Below are 18,033 nucleotides of genomic sequence, written 5' to 3' on the forward strand. Positions count from 1 at the left end.
TGAGCTGAGCCTCGTAGCCCCTGAGCTGAGCCTCGTAGCCTTGACACGTTGTCAAGGTCTTCAAGGCTCGTGTCAGTGGCTGTGTCAGTGGCTCGGCATAGTCTCTTCACATGTTCACGCATCCCGCGGATGACCCGGACCACCCCGATTATCGGGGTCCCGGATCGTGGGCCCGGCTTCCGGGCATCACCACCGATATCGATCGGTGGTGCACGACTCTGCGTGACCTCGAACCAGCAGAAAATGCGTGGGAGGCCCAGACCCGCATCCGTGCCCTGGAGGAGCTCACGTCTGCTGCCGCCGCCGCTCAGGCCCGTGAAGCCGTCGCCTTCCATGGGCACCGCCAGCGCGAAGATGCTGCCAACGACGTGCCCAAACGCGAACAGGGAAAGTACGCAGGCAACGAGATCGCATTGGCCAAACGGGTCTCGCCGGCGACGGGGCGCAAGTTTCTCTCAACTTCCAAAGCCGTCGTCAACGATCTGCCTCGCACCTACGAGGCGCTGGCCGACGGTTCCATCTCCGAAGCCAAAGCTCGCATCATCGCCGATGAGACGGCCTGGCTCACTCCCGACGAGCGTCTCTTCGTCGACGAGGAGCTCAAAGACCGTGCCTCCGTTGCCGGCAGTCGCCGGTTACGCACCGAGGCCCGCTCCCTGGCGGCCAATGTGTCCTCCGACAATGCGCATGAAAGGGCCGAAGCCGCGAGTGCGAATCGCCATGTGTCCTTGAGCGCACTGAACAACGGCATGGCGATGCTCAGCGCCACGCTGCCATTGCAGCAAGCCGTTGCTGCGTATGAAAGTCTGGACGCCGCTGCCGCCGAGCACAAGCTCAACGGCCAGGACTTCGACCGCGGCCGCAACCAGCTGATGGCCGATATCTTCGTCGAACGGCTTACGGGACAGGACTCTGCCGGTGATGTGCCCACTGAGGTCCATCTAGTGATGGAGGCCGAAAGCCTGTTCTCTGACGGACAGGTTCCTGCGTGGATTCCGAGCTATGGGCCATTACCGGCCAAGACGGCCCGGAATTTCCTTGCGGCAGATCGGGCCCGGTCCTTCATCCGCCGCATGTTCACTTCACCGGACACAGGGCAGTTAGTCGGTATGGACTCACGCAGGCGAACATTCGGCGGCCTGCTGCGACGAATGGTCGTCTTCCGCGACGACGTGTGTCGGACCCCGTGGTGTGACGCCCCGATCAAGCACGCCGACCATGCGAACCCTGTAGCCGAAGGCGGAGAGACCCAGTGGTCCAACGCCTCCGGACTGTGCGCGGCCTGCAACTATGCCAAGGAGCACCCCGGTTGGAAGCACGAGGGGACTGCCGACGACCTCACCGTCTCTACCCCCACCGGTGAAGAGTACGAGACGGCCACTCCCCCGTTCGTCACCAAGCTCAGTCATCCACCGCCGAGAAAGTACACCGCTTCGGGAGACGCTGATGAACCCGCAGACTCTGACGAACCAGGCTGCTGCGGCAGTTCCGGCGCAGCAGGTAGTCACCCCGGCGGCGAATCCGCGCCGGAAGCGAACGAAGACGTCGTCGACTTCCCCCGGCTGAGCTCGGTAGAAGCACTCTTCGAGGAGCTGATGCTGCGGGACACCGGGTGACTAACCGCCGCGGCAACTGAGCCGCCGATGGTTGCGATGGCTGAAGTTCTTTCCCCTGAACGGTCCCCGGGTCAGTCCCTCTGCGCTATCCCTCTGTCTTGTCCTTCCGCTCAGGTCCTTCTGCTCAGGTCCGATTGCTCTGGTGAATTGCTCAGGTCACAGTGCTCAAATCAGATTGATCAGGCCAGATCCACTTCGATGATCCGACGGCCGTGCGTCCTCGTTTGTGGGCTGTCCGCTACTTTGTCGCCCTCTACGCCGCAGACAGCTTTCTCAAACTCTGCGATGAAGTCGTTGAGCAGGCTTGACTCGTCATGAGGTCCCACCCATGAATATTCCCACCCATAGGCTGTCGCGAGATCGTTGAAGTCCCGACCGTGAGGAACCGTGAAGTATCTTTCGAGATACGGTGCCACGTGCTCCTGCGAGTGTTCGAGCCCGGAGAAGATCGCACCCCCATCGTCGTTGAGGACGACGATGAGTACGTTCCCGGCCTCTTCGGCGCTCGGCGTGAGCAGGCCACCCACGTCGTGGAGCATTGCAACGTCACCGATGACCAGTACGACCTGTTCTTCGAGTGCAAGGGAGAGCCCCGTGGCGGTCGAAATCAGACCGTCGATGCCGGCCAGCCCGCGTGAGGCGTGGATTCGCGCTCGCACGTCGGTGGCCTCACTGAGATAACGGATCGTATTTGAACTCGCCGCAAAAAGGTTGATTGTGCGGGCGGCCAGATGTTCAGTGATCGCCCGGGCGATCGTCGGCTTCGACACGCCTGCACGCTCGCGCTCACGCCGAGACGCGGCAATGATCGCTTCGCCGGCTTTCACCCACTCGTCGCGCCACGTCGTGTCTTCGCTCGCGGGCGAGAATGTATCGCTGGGGCCGTCCTCGCCGCCGACCCGATCTCCGTGGCGGGTGCTGTCGTTGGTTTCCTTGACTTCCGGCCCGGAGAGCAACACGGATAGCGGCACCGCGTCGACGTCATCGGGCAACCGCTGAACCAACACCTTAGAATCGGCAAGGAGCGCGGCAACAGGCCTGGTCAGAGTCGGCTTCCCGTGCACGATCACAGTGCGGATCGCTGATCGCAGGTCCTCGCGTTCGCTGAGCACACTGGCATGCGCCGGAACCGCAGCAGGTGAGTTCCGCATCGCAGAGGTGAGAGGGCTCGAGGGCTCAGCCAGGACTGGGATTGCGTAAGCCTCAGCCAAGGACTTCAGAGCCTGGGCCGAGCAGCCGCCGGCATCTCCGGCCACGATGACCGTGCCAGGAAGAATTCGGACCAACGAGCTCCTCAAAGCATTCGTGGCGCGGCGCGCAGCATCCGCGGGGCTGCTCGCGGCATCGCGTGCCTCCGCAGGGATGAGATGATCTGCGGAGGCGGGCTCCGTCGTGTTGCTCGCTGACTCCAGTGACTCCAGTGACTCCGCTGACTCCGCTGCCAGCGTCTGCACCGTGGCTTTCCAATCGGCGAGCTCCGTCACAGTCGGCACGAGCGGCACATCGAATTGCACGTTGAATTGGACAGGGCCGGCTCTACCGGTGTCCGTGCCCAGCGAGAGCTCAACCGCCTCGGCGAGCAAGTGCTGTGCATCGGCACTTCCGGCAGGCACATCGACTCGAGCGCGCACATCGCTGAGCACCTGCGACTGGTCGTCGATGGTCTGATTTGCACCAGTCCCCCGCATCCGAGCAGGACGATCTGCCGTGATCGCCACGAGCGGAAGGTGACCGTAGGAGGCCTCAAGCACCGCAGGATGCAGGTTGGCCACAGCCGAACCCGATGTTGTCACCAGCGCCACGGCGCCGGCAGCAGCACCCTCGGTGCCAGCCGTACCGTCACCAGTGCCAGCCGTACCGTCACCAGTGCCAGCGGTACCGTCACCAGCGCCTGCAGCAGCACCGGCACCTGCAGCGGCCTGTTTACTGCGCAGTCCTCGTGCCAGGCCAAGCGCCAGGAACCCGGCATCACGCTCATCGATGCGCACGTGCGTACGGATCACGCCCGCCTCGGCGAGAGGGGCGAGCGCATAGATCAACGGTGCGGAACGGGACCCGGGTGCGATGACGACCTCGGTGACTCCCGACGACGCCAACCCACAGGCAATCTGCTGCGCCACTGCGCTCGAATTCAACATCACCTGATATTCAACCACTAACCCACCTGCGGTTCACATTGACTCCCTACGATTGACCCATGCGCCGATCGATTCTCTTCGCGGTTGGGGCGCGTGCAATCCGTTCGCTGACCGCCGCGCGCTCCCACAGAGGACGCTTCCCCACCCTCGACCAGAACAGCTCATTCCTCGGCCCTGAACCTCGCGGCAAGGACGCGAGGAAATGGCACATCCGAGACAAACGCAAACTCTCGAACCGACTGCGGGAGTTCTTCATCTACTCCCCCGCGCTCGGTCGAACCGTCGGAGTACGCGTGCTGCTGCCGGGAATTCCGCAGGAGGTCAGCCCGGTCATCCATCTCTATCACGGCGGCGGGGACGACTTCCGATCATGGACGGATTTCGGGTCCGCCGAGGAGCTCACACTCGACTCGCCCTACCTGGTCGTCATGCCGGATGCGGGGGCCGGCACCTACTCTCGCGTGGCAGTCGGCAGCGAGGTCCACGACTGGCCGACCTTCCACACCAAGGAGATCCCGGACTTCCTGCGCAAGAACTTCTCCGTGGACTTCGCACCGGAGAACCAACTCCTGGCGGGACTGTCCATGGGCGGATACGGGGCGATGAAATACGCAGCCTGGCACCCGGACCGCTACAGCTGGGCAGCGGCCTTCTCCTCCCCACTCGACCCTCTGTCTGCGATCCCTGCCTTCGACATCATCGCCATGCGGGAGGGCGCGAAGTCGATGACGCTGTTCGGCGATCCCGTCACCGACCGCAGCGAATGGATCGCCAACTCCCCCTACGGCCTCGCGGAGAACCTGCACGGCCTGAACCTGTGGCTCAGTGCAGGGTCCGGAAGTCTCGAAGAGTCAAAAGATCGTGACCTCCTCGAATCGATGGTCAACCAGCAGGGCGAGCGCTTCTCCGCGCGATTGAACTCGCTGGGCATCCGCCATTCGTGGTTTCCCCGCACGACGGGCCTGCACAACTGGAACAGTTGGGAGCGAGAGCTGGGCGCTTGGCTGAAGACCCTGCGACGTCAGCGTGACTATGCCAGCTCCAATCACCGCAGCATCGAGCGCCGAAGTGGCAACGTCGAAGGCCGCCGAGGTGGTCCCCGCGTCGCGGACGGTGGTGAATTCTCATATCTCACCGGGCACGCCCTCTTCGACATCCACGGATGGCGGGTCGAGATCTCGCGACGCAGAGCTCAGATCGTGTGTTTCGGCTCTGTCAGCACAGCTGGCTTCTCCCTGACTGGAACCGGAAGCTTCCGGGTACGCACACCGGGCCTGTACGAACCCGGTCGCCGATACGACATCTCCGTCACCGGGCCGACAGGCACGAACGACTATCCGCAGCGGGCCGACAAGAAGGGGCGTCTGACGTTCACCGGGCGCTTGGCTGCAGCCATGCACGACCCGATCATTCCGGGCAAGCGCACTCAGCACTTCACGACGGTGGGGCAGTCCGAGATCACGACGGTGCGCATCGCGTCGACGCCGGATGAATCGTCCGCACCGGCACGAGCCACCGAATCAGACGCCTCCCCACGAGTTGCCTCAGCCGACGTCCAGCTGCGAGCCGCAAGGTCATCCGAAGACGCAGAGGAAACAACAGATGTGTCGGAATCGGCACATGTCGATGACGGATCTCAGACGGCTGTTATCTATGGTTATAAAGGTCACACCATCGTGACCGACTTTCCTCCATCTGATTGAACCTTGACTTCGAGAGGTCACCCATGAAACGCGTACTCCCAGCCATCGCTCTCATCGCCGGACTGGCACTGACTGGCTGCTCAGGAGCTGACTCCCAGGACAGTCAGGCCAAGGAAGCAGGCGGCGCACAGCCCGCCGCAGAAGAGACTCCCGAAGTACAGCAGCTCGACGAGAATCAGCTCAAGAAGATCATCGAATCCACAGATGTCGATGGTCAGTCGTTCAAGTCCGTCGATATCGGAGCGGCCTCCGGCAGCGAAGCGATCAAGGCCCTCGAAAGCGCCGAATACGAACCTGCTGAGTGCAAGGACCTCGCAATGTCTGCTCTCAACGCCACCGAGGCGAGCAACGGCACCACACTCGCTGGAACCTCAGCGGACAACACTATGAGCGTCGCGCTCATGAGCCTGGCCGACGAAGATGCCGCCGGTTCACAGCTGAGGAACTCGACCAAGGTCGCCGAGAAGTGCAGCGACGTGACCATCAAGTCACAGGGCATCGAGATGACGATGTCCTACGAGTCCTTCGATGCCACCGTCGAAGGCGCTGACGAGACCGTGGGAGTCCACGCCAAGATCGGTGCCGGCGGTCAGACCGTCCTCGACACCGACACCGTCACCAGCCGCGTCGGCAACAACATCGTCACCGCTGCCAACATCGCCGACACCGGGGATGAAGAAGCGGTGCCCAAAACCGCGAAGACGTTCGTCGACGCCGTCAAGAACGCGAACTGAGCAGCCTCAAGACCGCGAACTGAGCAGCGACGGTCGCAGAACCCTCCAGCACGCCTGCAGTCTCATCGACCACCAGTCGAATCGTCCCTGATCCACCGCCAGCCTCTCCAGGCGCTGTGGGCCCGGGACGATTCGCGTCACCGGGATCTGACCGTTGACAGGACGCAGGCTGAGGTCCGTGCTCACCACGTCCTCGGCGAAGAGCCTCCCAGTACCCAGACCGCAGGCCGGGTGCTCACCGAGGAGTTCCCGGCTCGCCGGTGTGCGCGGCAGCGTGGCCGCCAGCTGGGCACCGGCAGCCAATCCGACAGATGATTCCAATGCCGAAGACACAACAGCCGGCAGACCGCAGGCTTCGATGATCGATCGTGCGGCAGCGATCCCACCCAGCGGCTGAACCTTGACGATGACGACCTCGGCGGCTCCCAGCTCTGCCACTCGCAGGGGGTCCTCGGCCTTGCGAATCGACTCATCAGCGGCCAGAACCACAGGCAGTCCATCGAGCTGCTCGCGCAGCCGCGCCATGTCTTCAACGGCCGCGACTGGCTGTTCGAAGTACTGCAGGTCGAATTCCGCGAACTCGGCGCAGGCTCTGAGCGCCTCGGGCAGCGTATAGCCGGCGTTCGCATCGAGTCTCAGCGACGTTGAAGGAAACAGGCGCCGAAACTCTCGCAGCCGCTCCAAGTCATCCGGCAGGGAGTCGATCCCGTGTTCAGCCACCTTAGCCTTGACTGTACCGACGGGGCCGTAACGGGCCAATATCGACTCGACCTCGGAGGTTGCACACGCGGGCAGGGTCGCATTGACGGCCACGGATCGGACGGCGGCAGCCGACTGACCTGCGCTGTCAGCCGACTGACCGACGGCACTGGGGCCAGCCTCGGCGGCTCCCGGCAGCAGACCGGCGAAGTCGAGAGCGGCTCGCAGCCAGCGTGAGGATTCGGCTGCATCGTATTCGGTGAATGGGGAGAACTCCGCCCACCCGTCGGGGCCTTCGAAGAGCATGATCTCGCGCTCGGTGATCCCCCGGAACCGGGTGACCATGGGGAGTTTGAGAACCTTGAAATTCGGCACGAGTTCAGCGATCGACTCGGGGATCTGCTCCGTATCAGCCATGGAGCAACCATATCGGTCGGGTGACAGGCGATAGGGTTGGGGCCATGACGGTTTCTGAAATCTTTGACCCCTCCCAGTGGCGTGAAGTCTCCGGATTCGACTTCACCGATATCACCTACCACCGCGCGGTCAATCCCGACGGCACCGACCTGGGCTGCGTACGCATCGCCTTCGACCGTCCCGACATCCGCAACGCCTTTCGCCCGCATACCGTCGACGAGCTCTTCCGAGCCCTCGACCACGCGCGTCAGACCTCCGACGTCGGCGCGGTCCTGCTCACCGGCAACGGCCCCAGCTCACGCGACGGCGGCTGGGCCTTCTGCTCCGGCGGCGACCAGCGCATCCGCGGCCGTTCCGGCTACCAGTACGCTTCCGGGGAGACCCGCGAGTCCGTGGACCCGGCCCGTGCCGGTCGCCTCCACATCCTCGAGGTCCAACGACTCATCCGCACCATGCCCAAGGTCGTCATCGCCGTCGTCCCGGGTTGGGCTGCGGGCGGTGGCCACAGCCTCCATGTCGTCTGTGACATGACGATTGCCTCGCGCCAGCATGCGAAGTTCAAACAGACCGACGCCGATGTCGGCTCCTATGACGCCGGCTACGGCTCCGCCTACCTGTCGAAGATGGTCGGTCAGAAGAAGGCGCGCGAGATCTTCTTCCTCGGCCGCACCTACTCGGCGCAGGACATGGCCGACATGGGTGCCGTCAACGAGGTCGTCGACCATGAGAACCTCGAGACCGCCGCGCTGACCATGGCCAGGGAGATCCTCGGCAAGTCCCCCAACGCCCAGCGGATGCTGAAATTCGCATTCAACCTCGTTGACGACGGGCTCATGGGACAGCAGGTCTTCGCAGGTGAGGCCACCCGTCTGGGCTACATGACCGACGAAGCGGTCGAAGGCCGTGACTCCTTCCTGGAGAAGCGCGACCCCGACTGGTCCCCCTACCCCTGGTACTACTGAGCGCCTCCGCCACATGAACGCACAGTCCGTTGCGGATCTGCCCAGTGCGATCGATCGTGCCTTGGACGGCCGCTCGATCCTCGTCCTGCCCCGTACGCGTGATGCCGCCATCACCGAGGTGGCTCCCAGTCAGTGGATGGGTGTTGGCCGGGCGCCGGCGCTGGTGCTCTTCACCTCTGGTTCGACGGGCACGGCCAAGGCCGTCGCTCTGTCCGCCGAGGCGCTGACCACCTCGGCGCGGGCCACCGAACGATCCCTGTCCGGACCCGGAGATTGGCACCTGAGTCTGCCCATCAACCACATTGCCGGGTTCCAGGTGGAGCTGCGCGCCCGGCTCGCGGGACGGGAACCGATCAGGACCACCTCGGCGACATTCACCGCAGGTTCCTTCGCCGACGAGGCCCAGCAGCTGTTCGCACAATCCGGCGAGCGACCGTCCTACACCTCACTTGTGCCCACTCAGCTGCACCGGATCCTTGCCGATGACCGGGCCACTTTCGCTGCGGCGAAGTTCGACGCCATCCTCCTCGGCGGTTCCGCGATCTCGCCAGCCCTGCTCGAACGCGCCGACGCACGAGGCCTGCACATCGTGCGGACCTACGGGATGAGTGAGACCGCAGGTGGGTGCGTGTACAACGGGGCCCCCTTCGATGGTGTCGAGATCACGATCACCGAGTCCTCGACGATCGACCTGCGCGGTCGCGTCGTGGCCGATTCCTACGTCGAGATCACTGCTGAGGGCCGCATCTGCCCCGTCGACAACCCGGGCCTGACCACCGACGATGACGGCACACGGACCATTCACACGAGCGATCTGGGTCGGCTCGACGAAGGGGTGCTCACGGTGCTCGGCCGCTCCGATGACATCATCGTCTCCGGGGGCACGAACGTCTCGCCGCATGCCCTTGAGACCGGACTGCTGCCCACCTGGCAGCACCATGGGATCGCCGAGGTGCTCGTGACCTGGGTGCCCGATGAGGAGTGGGGCAAACTGCTCGTCGCCCTCGTCCGCATCGATGGTCAGGTGCCCGACACCGTGGCCGGCTCGATGGGCTCACCGCGTGAGTTCGCGCGGAGTCTGGGCGGACTCGACCATGGAATGAACGGGCAGCTGCTGCCTCGGCTGGTCTTTCCCGTCACTGAGATCCCCAATCGGTCGATCGGCAAACCCGACCGACAGGCTGCGGCCAGGCTTGCCGCCGAGCTGGCTGAGACTGAGCACCACAGAGCTCCGCCGCCCGAATACCCTAACAAGTGAACAATCGGTAATATGAGACGGTTCCAATTTTTATGAGGAAGGTATCCCGCCCAATGGCAACTGCCGCGCAGTGGATCTCCGGAGCCCGACTACGAACATTGCCGCTGGCTGTAGCCCCTGTTCTCATCGGGACCGGCGCTGCCATCGGCTCCGTCGGCGGCTTCACCTCCTTCATCATCGGCGACTACACGCGCAACGGCCACGACCATTCGCTGTTGCAGATCTTCCTCCGAGCGGTGCTCGCCCTCCTCGTCTCCCTCTGCCTGCAGATCGGGTCGAACTTCGCCAACGACTACTCCGACGGTGTCCGCGGCACCGATGATGTCCGCGTCGGTCCCGTGCGTCTCACAGCGACGGGCCTCGCCGAGCCGAACGCGGTCAAACGTGCGGCTTTCCTGTTCTTCGGCATCGCCGGGGTCGCCGGAATCGTGCTCATCCTCATCTCGCAGGCATGGTGGTTCCTCATCGTCGGCGCCGCCGCTGTGGCAGCCGCCTGGTTCTACACGGGCGGCAAGAAGCCCTACGGATACATGGGGCTGGGCGAGGTCTTCGTCTTCGTCTTCTTCGGCCTGGTGGCCACGCTGGGCACGATGTGGATGCAGGTCGGCGGACTCAGCCTCAGCGGCTGGGCCGGTGCGATTGCCATCGGTTCGCTCGCCTCGGCGGTGCTCATGGTCAACAACCTGCGCGACATCCCCACCGACATCGAAGCCGATAAGATCACCCTGGCTGTCCGCCTCGGCGACAACCGCTCACGGATCGCATTTGCGAGCCTCGTGCTCGTGCCCTTCGCACTGCTGGTCCTGGCGATCCTCGACGGTCATCCGGCCGTAGCATTGGCCGTCCTCGCGCTGGTGCCCGCTCTCAACCCGTTGAAGACGGTGCTGCGTGGAACCACCGGCCCCGGGCTCATCCCACCGATCAAATCGACGGGCCTCACCGCTCTGGCCTTCGCCGCCCTGATGGGCCTGGGCCTGGCGCTGTAGCCTGGTCGGCGCTGTAGCCTGCCTCAGTTCCCTTCGTCGACGATACGGTCTTCGGCATCCTCGTCGACGCTCTTGCGCTTCGGCGCCGTTTTCCGCTTCGCAACTCGCTTCTCGATATCCTCGGCCACCTTGGCGCGCATGCCGCCCAGGAAGAGGTAGCTGAGGATGGCTCCGATGACGATTGCAGCCATCGCCATCACGAGGTTGAACCCGAGGAATGGCTGCAGAATCAGCCCTACGGCGACGATGATGCCCAGACGAGCCAATGTATAGATCCAGAAGTTGCGCATTTCACCTATTTTAGTCCGTCCACATCAGTGATTCATCACCGCCCGTGTGGGCGGGTGCTCAGGTTAGTGGACTATCCTGGGTGCATGGCTCGAATACTCATTGCCGCGATCGTCCTGGCGGCAGCGGTCACACTGTACGGACTCTTCGATTGCCTTCTGCGCGATCGTGGTCTGATCCGAGTCCTGCCCAAACCCGTGTGGGCGATCATCATTCTGCTGATCCCCGTGATCGGCTTCGTCCTCTGGTACCTCTTCGGCCGCGGTACTGAGGACAAGCCCTCAGCAGCGCCTCGTCAGCGCGGCCCCAGCGCCCCAGACGATGACGATGACTATCTGCGCAAAGTCGATCGCGACGTCAAGTTGGGAAAGCACGCTCCCGAAGCGCAGAAGCCCGAGGACAAGACCCCCGACGCAGCAGATGACATCGGCGACGATGCTTCTGCCGATTCCGACACTCATTCCGCCGACACCGACGAACACGGTTCGGGCGGCTCCACCGGCGACGGACGCGGCCACTCGAACTGAGCGCTGGCCCTCACTCTCGTCTGACCGACGCTGAGCGGGCTCTGCTCCTGCGCTGAGGCTCACACAGCTCCATTGAGGCTCACGCAGTCCGTTGGACGCTTATTGACTGCGCACAGACCTTGGACCGCGCGAGTGGGCGAGGGGACTCCTCTGCAGTCGATTGGAACCTCGGCGGCACACAAGAGCACAAGAGCATCGTGCAACCAGCAATAGGCTGGTGCTGGTGCGCAGTCCAAAGACTGTGCTCGGACTGCAGAGCGTCGTGATCAGGCGCATCGCCCGGAGATCAGCCCTAGAACGTCGTGACGTAGCTGTGCTCTGCCTCGTCGCCGGCCGTTACTCGACGCTGGCTGCAGCTCGGCTCAGGCTGCTGTGCAGCCCTGACCGCAGATCAGCCGAGCCCCGAGTACGAGTGAAGGCCGTTGAAGTACATGTTGACGACGGTGAAGTTGAAGATCACCGTGGCGATGCCGATGAGGTTGAGCACTGCGACCTTTGTCGGTCCCCAACCGCGTGTGGCGCGGGCATGCAGGTACGCGGCGTAGATGACCCAGACGACGAACGTCCAGATCTCCTTCGAGTCCCAGCCCCAGTAGCGGCTCCACGCCACCTCGGCCCAGATGGCGCCGGCGATGAGGGTGAACGTCCACGTGATGAATCCGACTGCGGCAATCGTGTAGGAGAACCGTTCCAGGTCGATGCTCGCGGGCATCCGACGCATGAACCGCAGCCACTTCGGGTTCTTGGTCTCCTGCGCGTTCTTCAGGATCTGGAACACGGCGAGGATCGCGGAGATGTAGAGCAGCGACGTCGACAGGATTGCGATGGGTACGTGGATGGCGATCCAGTACGAGTCGAGTGCCGGGATGAGCTTCGCGGCTGGTGTGTAGAAGACCGTAATGGCCAGGCCCAAGCACAGGAGCACTCCCCCGGCCACGATCGTTCCCAGGTAGCGGATGTCCTTCTTCACATTGACGATGAGGAAGACGATGACGGTGATCACCGTGGCAGTGAGGACGTATTCCATCATGTTGCCCCACGGCACACGCATCACCGACAGCGCCCGAGTGAGCACAGCGGCCACGTGAAGAAGGGCAGCAAGGACGAGGAGCGAGGTGCCGATCCTTGCCCCGCGCCGAGGCTTCTCCTTGCCTGATCCGGCCGAGATCTCAGCCGAAACGTCGGTCTGCGGCGGGTCGAGGAGTGCCGTGGTGGCCTTCCTGTTCGTGCGTCGCACATTCGAGGGCTTGGCGGCACTCGTCGCACCGGCTTCAGTCTGCTTGAGTTCGCGCCCGCCGAACAGGTCGAAGGCATAGAAGATCATGGCGACGGCGTAGACGACCATCGCCGAGATGATGAGCTGATTCGACCACATTGCGAGGTCAGTGTTGACGTCCATACATCCTCCGCACCAGCGGTGCTCTTCCATTGCGTCGTGGGTGTTGCTGTGCTGTTGCTGTGCCAGGACAGCTGTTGCTGCGTCAGGACAGCCCTCATCGGGGCCGACCCGCGACAATTCTACTCCGCGTAGTACCTAAAGCGAATCATTCGTCTCCCCTGGCGTTCCGATCTCGGGCCTCGCGACCCTGAGCGTTCCGATCTCGGGCCTCCGATCTCGAGCGCTCCGAACCGGGCCCTTCCGTTCGTCAGGATCGTCAGATCCTTTCCTCGGAATCATCGTCAGGATCATCGTCCGGTTCATCGGCGAGATCCTTCGCGAGGTCCTTCGCGAGGTCCTTCGCAGCCCGTTCGACCATCTGGTCCTCACCACGGGCCAGAGCCGCAACTTCGGCCTGGCCATCCTTGATGCGCACCCACATGCGTCGACGTGGGATGAACAGGGACAGACCCAGACCCAGCAGCACGGCGATCGCGCTGACGAGCATCAGACCCTGTGTCGGGTCCTGCGAGATGTCGACGGCGATATAGCGTTTGACCCCATCGAACGTCACCGACCCGCCATCGGGCAGCTTCTGAGTCTCTCCCTCGGCGAGTTGGATGAGCAGAGGGTTGCCCGTGGCATCGGTCATCTCCGTCATGTTTTCGGCATCGATCGTGTACACCGACTGCGGCGTTCCGTTGTCAAGGCCGAGGTCACCGGTGTACCCGCTCATCACGAGGTAGGGATTGCGCAGTTCGGCGAAGCTCGAGACGAGTTCGCCGTTCTCGTTCTGAGTGGCGGTCGGCAGGAATACGCCGACGAAGCCCATCTGAGTCCCAGCAGAATCGGGTACCTTGATGACGCCTTCGGAGGTGTAGCCGGGGTCTCCGCCGTCGGGGATGAACACCTGCGGCCCGGACTGCACGACCTGGCCCTTGGCGTCCTTGACCGTGACCTCCGGAGCGTAGCCGTTTCCGGTCAGGTAGACGCCCGTCCCGCCCACGCGCACGGGTTCGTTGACGCGCAGCGTGTGCTTCTCGCTCTTCCCATCAGCGGTGGCCGTGACCTTCGCATCGAAGGTCCGGGGCTGGCCGAACTGACTCCCCGGAGCCTGGTCGTCGAAGGTGGATTCGAAGCTGTCGAGTTTGAGCCGGAAATCCGGCAGGTTGTTGGCGTCGTAATAGGAGCCCGGTTCGAACGAGTCGTAGGCCACCAGGGAGTTCGTGAATGTCTCCCCCTCGACGAGGATCCGCTGGCCCTGATACCCGAACAGGGATCCGATCGCCATCGTCAGCGTCGCCACGAGAAGGGCGATATGGAAGACCAGGTTGCCGGTCTCGCGCAGGTAGCCTCGTTCGGCGGCCACGTGATCATCGTGGCGCACGGTGCGGTAGCCGAGCTTCTTCAGCCGGGTTTGGGCGGTGTCGAGGAATCCCTGGTCTGCGGCTTCGCGGGATTCGGCTGATCCGGTCGCCGAGGTGAAGGATTCGTATCCGGGCATCCGACCCAACCGCCTCGGCGCCTTGGGTGGGGCCGAACGCATGGCCTTCCAATGCTGGGCCGAGCGTGGGATCACGCAGCCGATCAGCGAGATCATGAGGAGGAGGTAGATCGCGGAGAACCAGATCGAGGAGTACACGTCGAACATCTGGATCGTGTCGAGGAACTGCCCCCACGCCCCGTTGGCTTCGAGGAATGTGGTGACTCGGCCCGGATCCTGAATGCGCTGCGGCAGCAGGGAGCCCGGGATCGCGGCCAGGGCCAAGACGAGGAGGAGGATCAGTGCCACCCGCATCGTCGTCAGCTGACGCCACGCCCACCGGCACATGCCGATGAATCCCAACTGCGGCTGGGTCACACCGGACTTGTGGCTGCCAACCTGCTTGCTGTTGTCAGCGTTCTTGTCAGCGGTCTTCTTCGCCACTAGATCACCACTTCGAAATCATAGATCAGACCCTGCAGAGAGGTCATCCACGCGTTCCACAGCCCCGAGGCCATGAGAACGCCCAACACGATGAGCATGATGCCCCCGGCACGGACGATCGCCGTCTGGTGCCTGCGCACCCAGGTCAGGCGGCCTGCACCCTTGTGGATCGCCACCGCCAGGAGAATGAAGGGAATGCCCAGCCCCAGGCAGTAGACGAACGCCAACAGTGCGCCGCGCCAGATCGTTCCATCGCCGCCGAAGCTGACCGACATCGACAGTACTGCCGACAGTGTCGGGCCCACGCATGGGGCCCAGCCGAGGGCGAAGGTCGCGCCGAGCACGGGCGCGCCCCAGAGCCCTGCCTGAGGACGAGCCCGGATCCGGTGCTCGGTCTGGAGCAGGCCGAAGCCGCCCATGAACACGAAGCCGGCGATGATGACAACGACGCCGAGGATCCGGATGAGCAGTCCCTGCCACTGTGAGAACAGTGCGCCCAGGGCCGAGAACCCCGTCCCCAGCAGGACGAAGACGACGGTGAACCCGAGAACGAACAGTGCGATCCCGACGACGACCCGCCAGGTCTCCTTGTCTTTGAGGGAGGACCCGCTCAGCCCGGTGACATAGCCGACATAGCCGGGGACCAGCGGCAGCACGCAGGGTGAGGCGAAGGACACGAGTCCGGCCAGTGCGGCCGCGCCGGCGGCCAGAAGCAGCGGCCCGTCGAGAACCGTCTGGGCGAAGTCCGCCCCGATTCCACTCACTCCGCCTGCACGTCCTCGATGAGTCCTTTGAGCGTCGACTCATCGACCTCTCCGACGACTCGAGCTGCGGCGCGACCCTTCGCGTCGAGGACAACTGTGGAGGGTGTGGCCTGCGGCGGGAGGACACCCGAGAGCAGAGCCACCATGTCGCCGTTGGTGTCGAGCATGTTCGCATAGGGAATCTGGTAGTTCGAGATGAACGCGTTGGCTGCGGCTTCCTGGTCGCGGACATTGACGCCGAGGAACTGGACCTCGTCACCGAATTCCTCGGCCAGGGACTTCAGCGCCGGGGCTTCCTTCCGGCAGGGTGGGCAGGCCGCGTACCAGAGGTTGATGACGACCGGGGTGGGCCGGAGGTCGGCCAGTGACATCGACTTCCCGTCGAGTGTCTCGAAGTTCAGCTCCAGAGGCTCCCCGCGTTTGTCCTTGGCCACCTGGGAGACGACACCGGAGCCGGACACATATCCCTGATCGGATCCGGCCTGATCGGCCAGTTCGTCATTCTCACTGCACGCGCTGAGAACCACAGCGGTGCCGGCGACCAGTCCGGTCAGGAGCGTGCGACGGTTCATCGGATTGGTGCGGTTGAACGGATCGGGGCGGGCATTCATGCTCCCGCCACCGCTTGCCCAGGCTGCAGATCTGCACAGATGCTCTCGTAACTCACGGATACAAGTGTGGACGATTCGAATGTGAAACTGGTGATAGATGCCAGGTCACACTCCCTGCGTCGGGGGTCGTGGACGAGTGAACGCTGCTCCCCCGCCCGGCGTGTCATCCAGATCGGAAGCTGATGGGAGACGATGACGCCTTCGGCCTCAGGTCCGTGCTTACTCAGCTTGGCGCGCAGGCTGGCCATGGCCGCCTGCATCCGCAGAACGATCTGCCTGTAGGGCTCACCCCAGGACGGTGTCAGCGGGTTGTACAGCCGCAGCAGATTGCGCGGTTCGGCCAACCTGCGACCGTTGACCTTCTGGCCCTCGAAGGAGTTCGCGGCTTCGATCACGCGGTCATCGGTGAAGACCGGCAACTCGAGTCGCTGGCGCAGCGGGGTGATCGTCTGCTGCGCCCGCAGCAACGGGGAGCACACGAGCTCGACCGGGGGCGCCGAGGCTGCGGCGAAGTGCTCGCCGACCCGTCGGGCCATCTCATGGCCGCGTTCGGTCAGACCGAAGTTCGGCAGCCGTCCGTAGAGGATGCCCTCCGGATTGTCGACCTCCCCGTGCCTGACCAGGTGGATCGTCGTCATCAGTTCCCCTGCGTGTTCGGTACACCCGCTGCCGCCTTGGCTGCGGCCGGCAGTGCCGTGATGATCCGATCGAGGATCTCATCGGTGTGTGCGTAGGAGAGGAACCAGGCTTCGAAGGCGCTCGGCGGCATGTGGATGCCGGCCTCCAGCATGGCGTTGAAGAACGCGGAGTAGCGCTCGACGTTCTGTCTCCGGGCGTCGTCGTAGTTGATGACCTCATGGTCGGTGAAGAAGACGGAGAACATCGAATTCGCCGACTGAATGGTGTGTGCCACACCTTCAGCCTCCAGCGCAGAGGCGACTGCGGGCCGCAGAATGTCCGCAGCGCGGGAGATGTGTGAGTACACATCGAGTTCGGTCGTCAGCTTCAGCGTGGCCAGGCCGGCGGCAGTGGCCACAGGGTTTCCGGACAGGGTTCCCGCCTGGTAGACCGGTCCTGTCGGTGCCAGATGCTCCATCACGTCGGCACGTCCGCCGAAGGCCGCGGCAGGGAAGCCGCCGCCCATGACCTTGCCGAAGGTGAACAGGTCGGCAGGCCCCTCCGGGTAGCCGAGTGATTCTGCCTCATAGCCGTACCATCCTGCGGCCGAGACGCGGAAGCCTGTCATCACCTCGTCGCTGATCATCAGAGCACCGTGGGCCTTGGTCAGGCGGCGGATGGTGTTGGTGAAGCCGTCGCGAGGAGGCACGACGCCCATGTTGCCCGGGCTGGCCTCTGTGATGACGCAGGCGATCTCATCACCGTGTTCGGCGAAGACGGCCTCCAATCCTGCCGCATCATTGTAGTCGACGACGATGGTGTCCGAAGCCTGAGCACCGGTCACGCCCGGGGTGTCGGGCAGGGAGAAGGTGGCCAGTCCGGATCCGGCTTGGGCCAGAAGCGCGTCGACGTGTCCGTGGTAGCACCCGGCGAACTTCACAATCTTCGCCCGACCCGTGTAGCCGCGGGCCAACCGGATGGCGCTCATGGTCGCCTCTGTGCCCGAGGACACGAGCCGGACCTGGTCCACGGGCTCGACGCGGGCGACGATCTCCTCGGCGAGTTCGACCTCACCGGTCGACGGGGTGCCGAAGGAGAAGCCCTTGACGGCGGCTTCCTGCACGGCGGCGACCACCTCGGGGCGGGAGTGGCCCATGATCATGGGGCCCCACGATCCGATGAGGTCGATATAGTCATTGCCGTCGGCGTCGCGCAGCCATGCTCCGGTCGCCGAGGTGATGAAGCGCGGGGTGCCTCCGACGGCTTTGAAGGCCCGCACCGGTGAGTTCACTCCACCGGGGATGACATGTTCGGCGCGCTCGAACAGCGCGGCCGACTTCGCAGTCTCGTGTTTCATGGGTTCTCCTGAAGAAGTCGCCGGATCGGTGGTCGGTTCAGATGGTAGTG

The 18,033-nt window shown here is 63.9% G+C and carries 16 protein-coding genes; 7 read left to right on the plus strand and 9 right to left on the minus strand.

Annotation, left to right across the window (positions count from 1 at the left end; all coding sequences use genetic code 11):
- Positions 1 to 110 precede the first annotated feature (110 nt).
- Positions 111 to 1,616, plus strand: coding sequence for an HNH endonuclease (locus tag HU144_RS16965; RefSeq protein ID WP_235352295.1), 1,506 nt, complete (start codon positions 111 to 113; stop codon positions 1,614 to 1,616).
- Positions 1,617 to 1,795: 179 nt separating this feature from the next.
- Here the strand turns inward: HU144_RS16965 and HU144_RS16970 are convergent, their stop codons facing one another.
- A complete protein-coding gene (locus HU144_RS16970; protein ID WP_235352296.1) occupies positions 1,796 to 3,754 on the minus strand; it encodes a thiamine pyrophosphate-binding protein in 1,959 nt (652 codons plus the stop codon).
- 59 nt (positions 3,755 to 3,813) lie between these two features.
- Here HU144_RS16970 and HU144_RS16975 point away from each other — a divergent pair, with 59 nt between their 5' ends.
- Positions 3,814 to 5,457, plus strand: coding sequence for an alpha/beta hydrolase (locus tag HU144_RS16975; RefSeq protein ID WP_235352297.1), 1,644 nt, complete (start codon positions 3,814 to 3,816; stop codon positions 5,455 to 5,457).
- 23 nt (positions 5,458 to 5,480) lie between these two features.
- Positions 5,481 to 6,191: a hypothetical protein gene (locus tag HU144_RS16980; protein ID WP_235352298.1), complete on the plus strand. Its 711-nt coding sequence runs from the start codon at positions 5,481 to 5,483 to the stop codon at positions 6,189 to 6,191.
- Positions 6,192 to 6,197: 6 nt separating this feature from the next.
- Here the strand turns inward: HU144_RS16980 and HU144_RS16985 are convergent, their stop codons facing one another.
- A complete protein-coding gene (locus HU144_RS16985; protein ID WP_235352299.1) occupies positions 6,198 to 7,307 on the minus strand; it encodes an o-succinylbenzoate synthase in 1,110 nt (369 codons plus the stop codon).
- Between the two features lie 44 nt (positions 7,308 to 7,351).
- On the opposite strand from HU144_RS16985, the gene HU144_RS16990 reads away from it, so the two are divergent.
- The 3 genes from HU144_RS16990 to HU144_RS17000 are packed head-to-tail and all read left to right on the plus strand — an operon-like array spanning position 7,352 to position 10,513.
- Positions 7,352 to 8,269 carry a 1,4-dihydroxy-2-naphthoyl-CoA synthase gene (locus tag HU144_RS16990; protein WP_235352300.1) on the plus strand — a complete coding sequence of 306 codons (918 nt, stop codon included), beginning with the start codon at positions 7,352 to 7,354 and terminating at the stop codon, positions 8,267 to 8,269.
- 13 nt (positions 8,270 to 8,282) lie between these two features.
- A complete protein-coding gene (locus HU144_RS16995) occupies positions 8,283 to 9,527 on the plus strand; it encodes an AMP-binding protein (protein ID WP_235352301.1) in 1,245 nt (414 codons plus the stop codon).
- A 53-nt stretch (positions 9,528 to 9,580) separates the two neighbouring features.
- A complete protein-coding gene (locus tag HU144_RS17000; RefSeq protein WP_198397660.1) occupies positions 9,581 to 10,513 on the plus strand; it encodes a 1,4-dihydroxy-2-naphthoate polyprenyltransferase in 933 nt (310 codons plus the stop codon).
- Between the two features lie 23 nt (positions 10,514 to 10,536).
- Here the strand turns inward: HU144_RS17000 and HU144_RS17005 are convergent, their stop codons facing one another.
- Positions 10,537 to 10,803 carry a DUF4229 domain-containing protein gene (locus HU144_RS17005; RefSeq protein ID WP_235352302.1) on the minus strand — a complete coding sequence of 89 codons (267 nt, stop codon included), beginning with the start codon at positions 10,801 to 10,803 and terminating at the stop codon, positions 10,537 to 10,539.
- 84 nt (positions 10,804 to 10,887) lie between these two features.
- Between HU144_RS17005 and HU144_RS17010 the strand changes: the two genes are divergently transcribed.
- Positions 10,888 to 11,328 (plus strand): PLD nuclease N-terminal domain-containing protein, encoded by a 441-nt coding sequence (locus HU144_RS17010; protein WP_235352303.1) that lies wholly within the window; start codon positions 10,888 to 10,890, stop codon positions 11,326 to 11,328.
- A gap of 391 nt (positions 11,329 to 11,719) precedes the next feature.
- On the opposite strand, the gene ccsB is transcribed toward HU144_RS17010, so the two are convergent.
- The 6 genes from ccsB to hemL all read right to left on the minus strand — a co-directional run bounded on the left by ccsB (position 11,720) and on the right by hemL (position 17,983).
- On the minus strand, positions 11,720 to 12,727 hold the full coding sequence (gene ccsB, locus HU144_RS17015; RefSeq protein ID WP_235352304.1) for a c-type cytochrome biogenesis protein CcsB: 1,008 nt from the start codon (positions 12,725 to 12,727) through the stop codon (positions 11,720 to 11,722).
- A 256-nt stretch (positions 12,728 to 12,983) separates the two neighbouring features.
- Positions 12,984 to 14,633, minus strand: a complete 1,650-nt coding sequence (gene resB, locus HU144_RS17020) for a cytochrome c biogenesis protein ResB (RefSeq protein ID WP_235352305.1) — start codon at positions 14,631 to 14,633, stop codon at positions 12,984 to 12,986.
- The gene (locus HU144_RS17025; RefSeq protein WP_235352725.1) at positions 14,633 to 15,388 is read right to left on the minus strand and encodes a cytochrome c biogenesis CcdA family protein; all 756 of its coding nucleotides are present in this window, start codon (positions 15,386 to 15,388) and stop codon (positions 14,633 to 14,635) included. The genes resB and HU144_RS17025 overlap by 1 nt, the downstream gene beginning before the upstream one ends.
- 5 nt (positions 15,389 to 15,393) lie before the next feature.
- On the minus strand, positions 15,394 to 16,008 hold the full coding sequence (locus HU144_RS17030) for a TlpA family protein disulfide reductase (RefSeq protein ID WP_235352306.1): 615 nt from the start codon (positions 16,006 to 16,008) through the stop codon (positions 15,394 to 15,396).
- On the minus strand, positions 16,005 to 16,646 hold the full coding sequence (locus HU144_RS17035) for a histidine phosphatase family protein (RefSeq protein WP_235352307.1): 642 nt from the start codon (positions 16,644 to 16,646) through the stop codon (positions 16,005 to 16,007). Before HU144_RS17035 ends, HU144_RS17030 begins: the two co-directional genes overlap by 4 nt.
- Entirely contained in the window at positions 16,646 to 17,983 is a 1,338-nt protein-coding gene (gene hemL / locus HU144_RS17040) for a glutamate-1-semialdehyde 2,1-aminomutase (protein WP_235352308.1), read from the minus strand. The genes HU144_RS17035 and hemL overlap by 1 nt, the downstream gene beginning before the upstream one ends.
- Positions 17,984 to 18,033 lie beyond the last annotated feature (50 nt).

This window comes from Brevibacterium sp. UCMA 11752, assembly GCF_021532235.1.
GTDB lineage: Bacteria > Actinomycetota > Actinomycetes > Actinomycetales > Brevibacteriaceae > Brevibacterium > Brevibacterium antiquum.

Coding starts and splice junctions, on each gene's coding strand:
- HU144_RS16965 (WP_235352295.1), top strand. CDS start 111: ATGTTCACGCATCCCGCGGATGACCCGGACCACCCCGATTATCGGGGT.
- HU144_RS16970 (WP_235352296.1), bottom strand. CDS start 3,754: ATGTTGAATTCGAGCGCAGTGGCGCAGCAGATTGCCTGTGGGTTGGCG.
- HU144_RS16975 (WP_235352297.1), top strand. CDS start 3,814: ATGCGCCGATCGATTCTCTTCGCGGTTGGGGCGCGTGCAATCCGTTCG.
- HU144_RS16980 (WP_235352298.1), top strand. CDS start 5,481: ATGAAACGCGTACTCCCAGCCATCGCTCTCATCGCCGGACTGGCACTG.
- HU144_RS16985 (WP_235352299.1), bottom strand. CDS start 7,307: ATGGCTGATACGGAGCAGATCCCCGAGTCGATCGCTGAACTCGTGCCG.
- HU144_RS16990 (WP_235352300.1), top strand. CDS start 7,352: ATGACGGTTTCTGAAATCTTTGACCCCTCCCAGTGGCGTGAAGTCTCC.
- HU144_RS16995 (WP_235352301.1), top strand. CDS start 8,283: ATGAACGCACAGTCCGTTGCGGATCTGCCCAGTGCGATCGATCGTGCC.
- HU144_RS17000 (WP_198397660.1), top strand. CDS start 9,581: ATGGCAACTGCCGCGCAGTGGATCTCCGGAGCCCGACTACGAACATTG.
- HU144_RS17005 (WP_235352302.1), bottom strand. CDS start 10,803: ATGCGCAACTTCTGGATCTATACATTGGCTCGTCTGGGCATCATCGTC.
- HU144_RS17010 (WP_235352303.1), top strand. CDS start 10,888: ATGGCTCGAATACTCATTGCCGCGATCGTCCTGGCGGCAGCGGTCACA.
- ccsB (WP_235352304.1), bottom strand. CDS start 12,727: ATGGACGTCAACACTGACCTCGCAATGTGGTCGAATCAGCTCATCATC.
- HU144_RS17030 (WP_235352306.1), bottom strand. CDS start 16,008: ATGAATGCCCGCCCCGATCCGTTCAACCGCACCAATCCGATGAACCGT.
- HU144_RS17035 (WP_235352307.1), bottom strand. CDS start 16,646: ATGACGACGATCCACCTGGTCAGGCACGGGGAGGTCGACAATCCGGAG.
- hemL (WP_235352308.1), bottom strand. CDS start 17,983: ATGAAACACGAGACTGCGAAGTCGGCCGCGCTGTTCGAGCGCGCCGAA.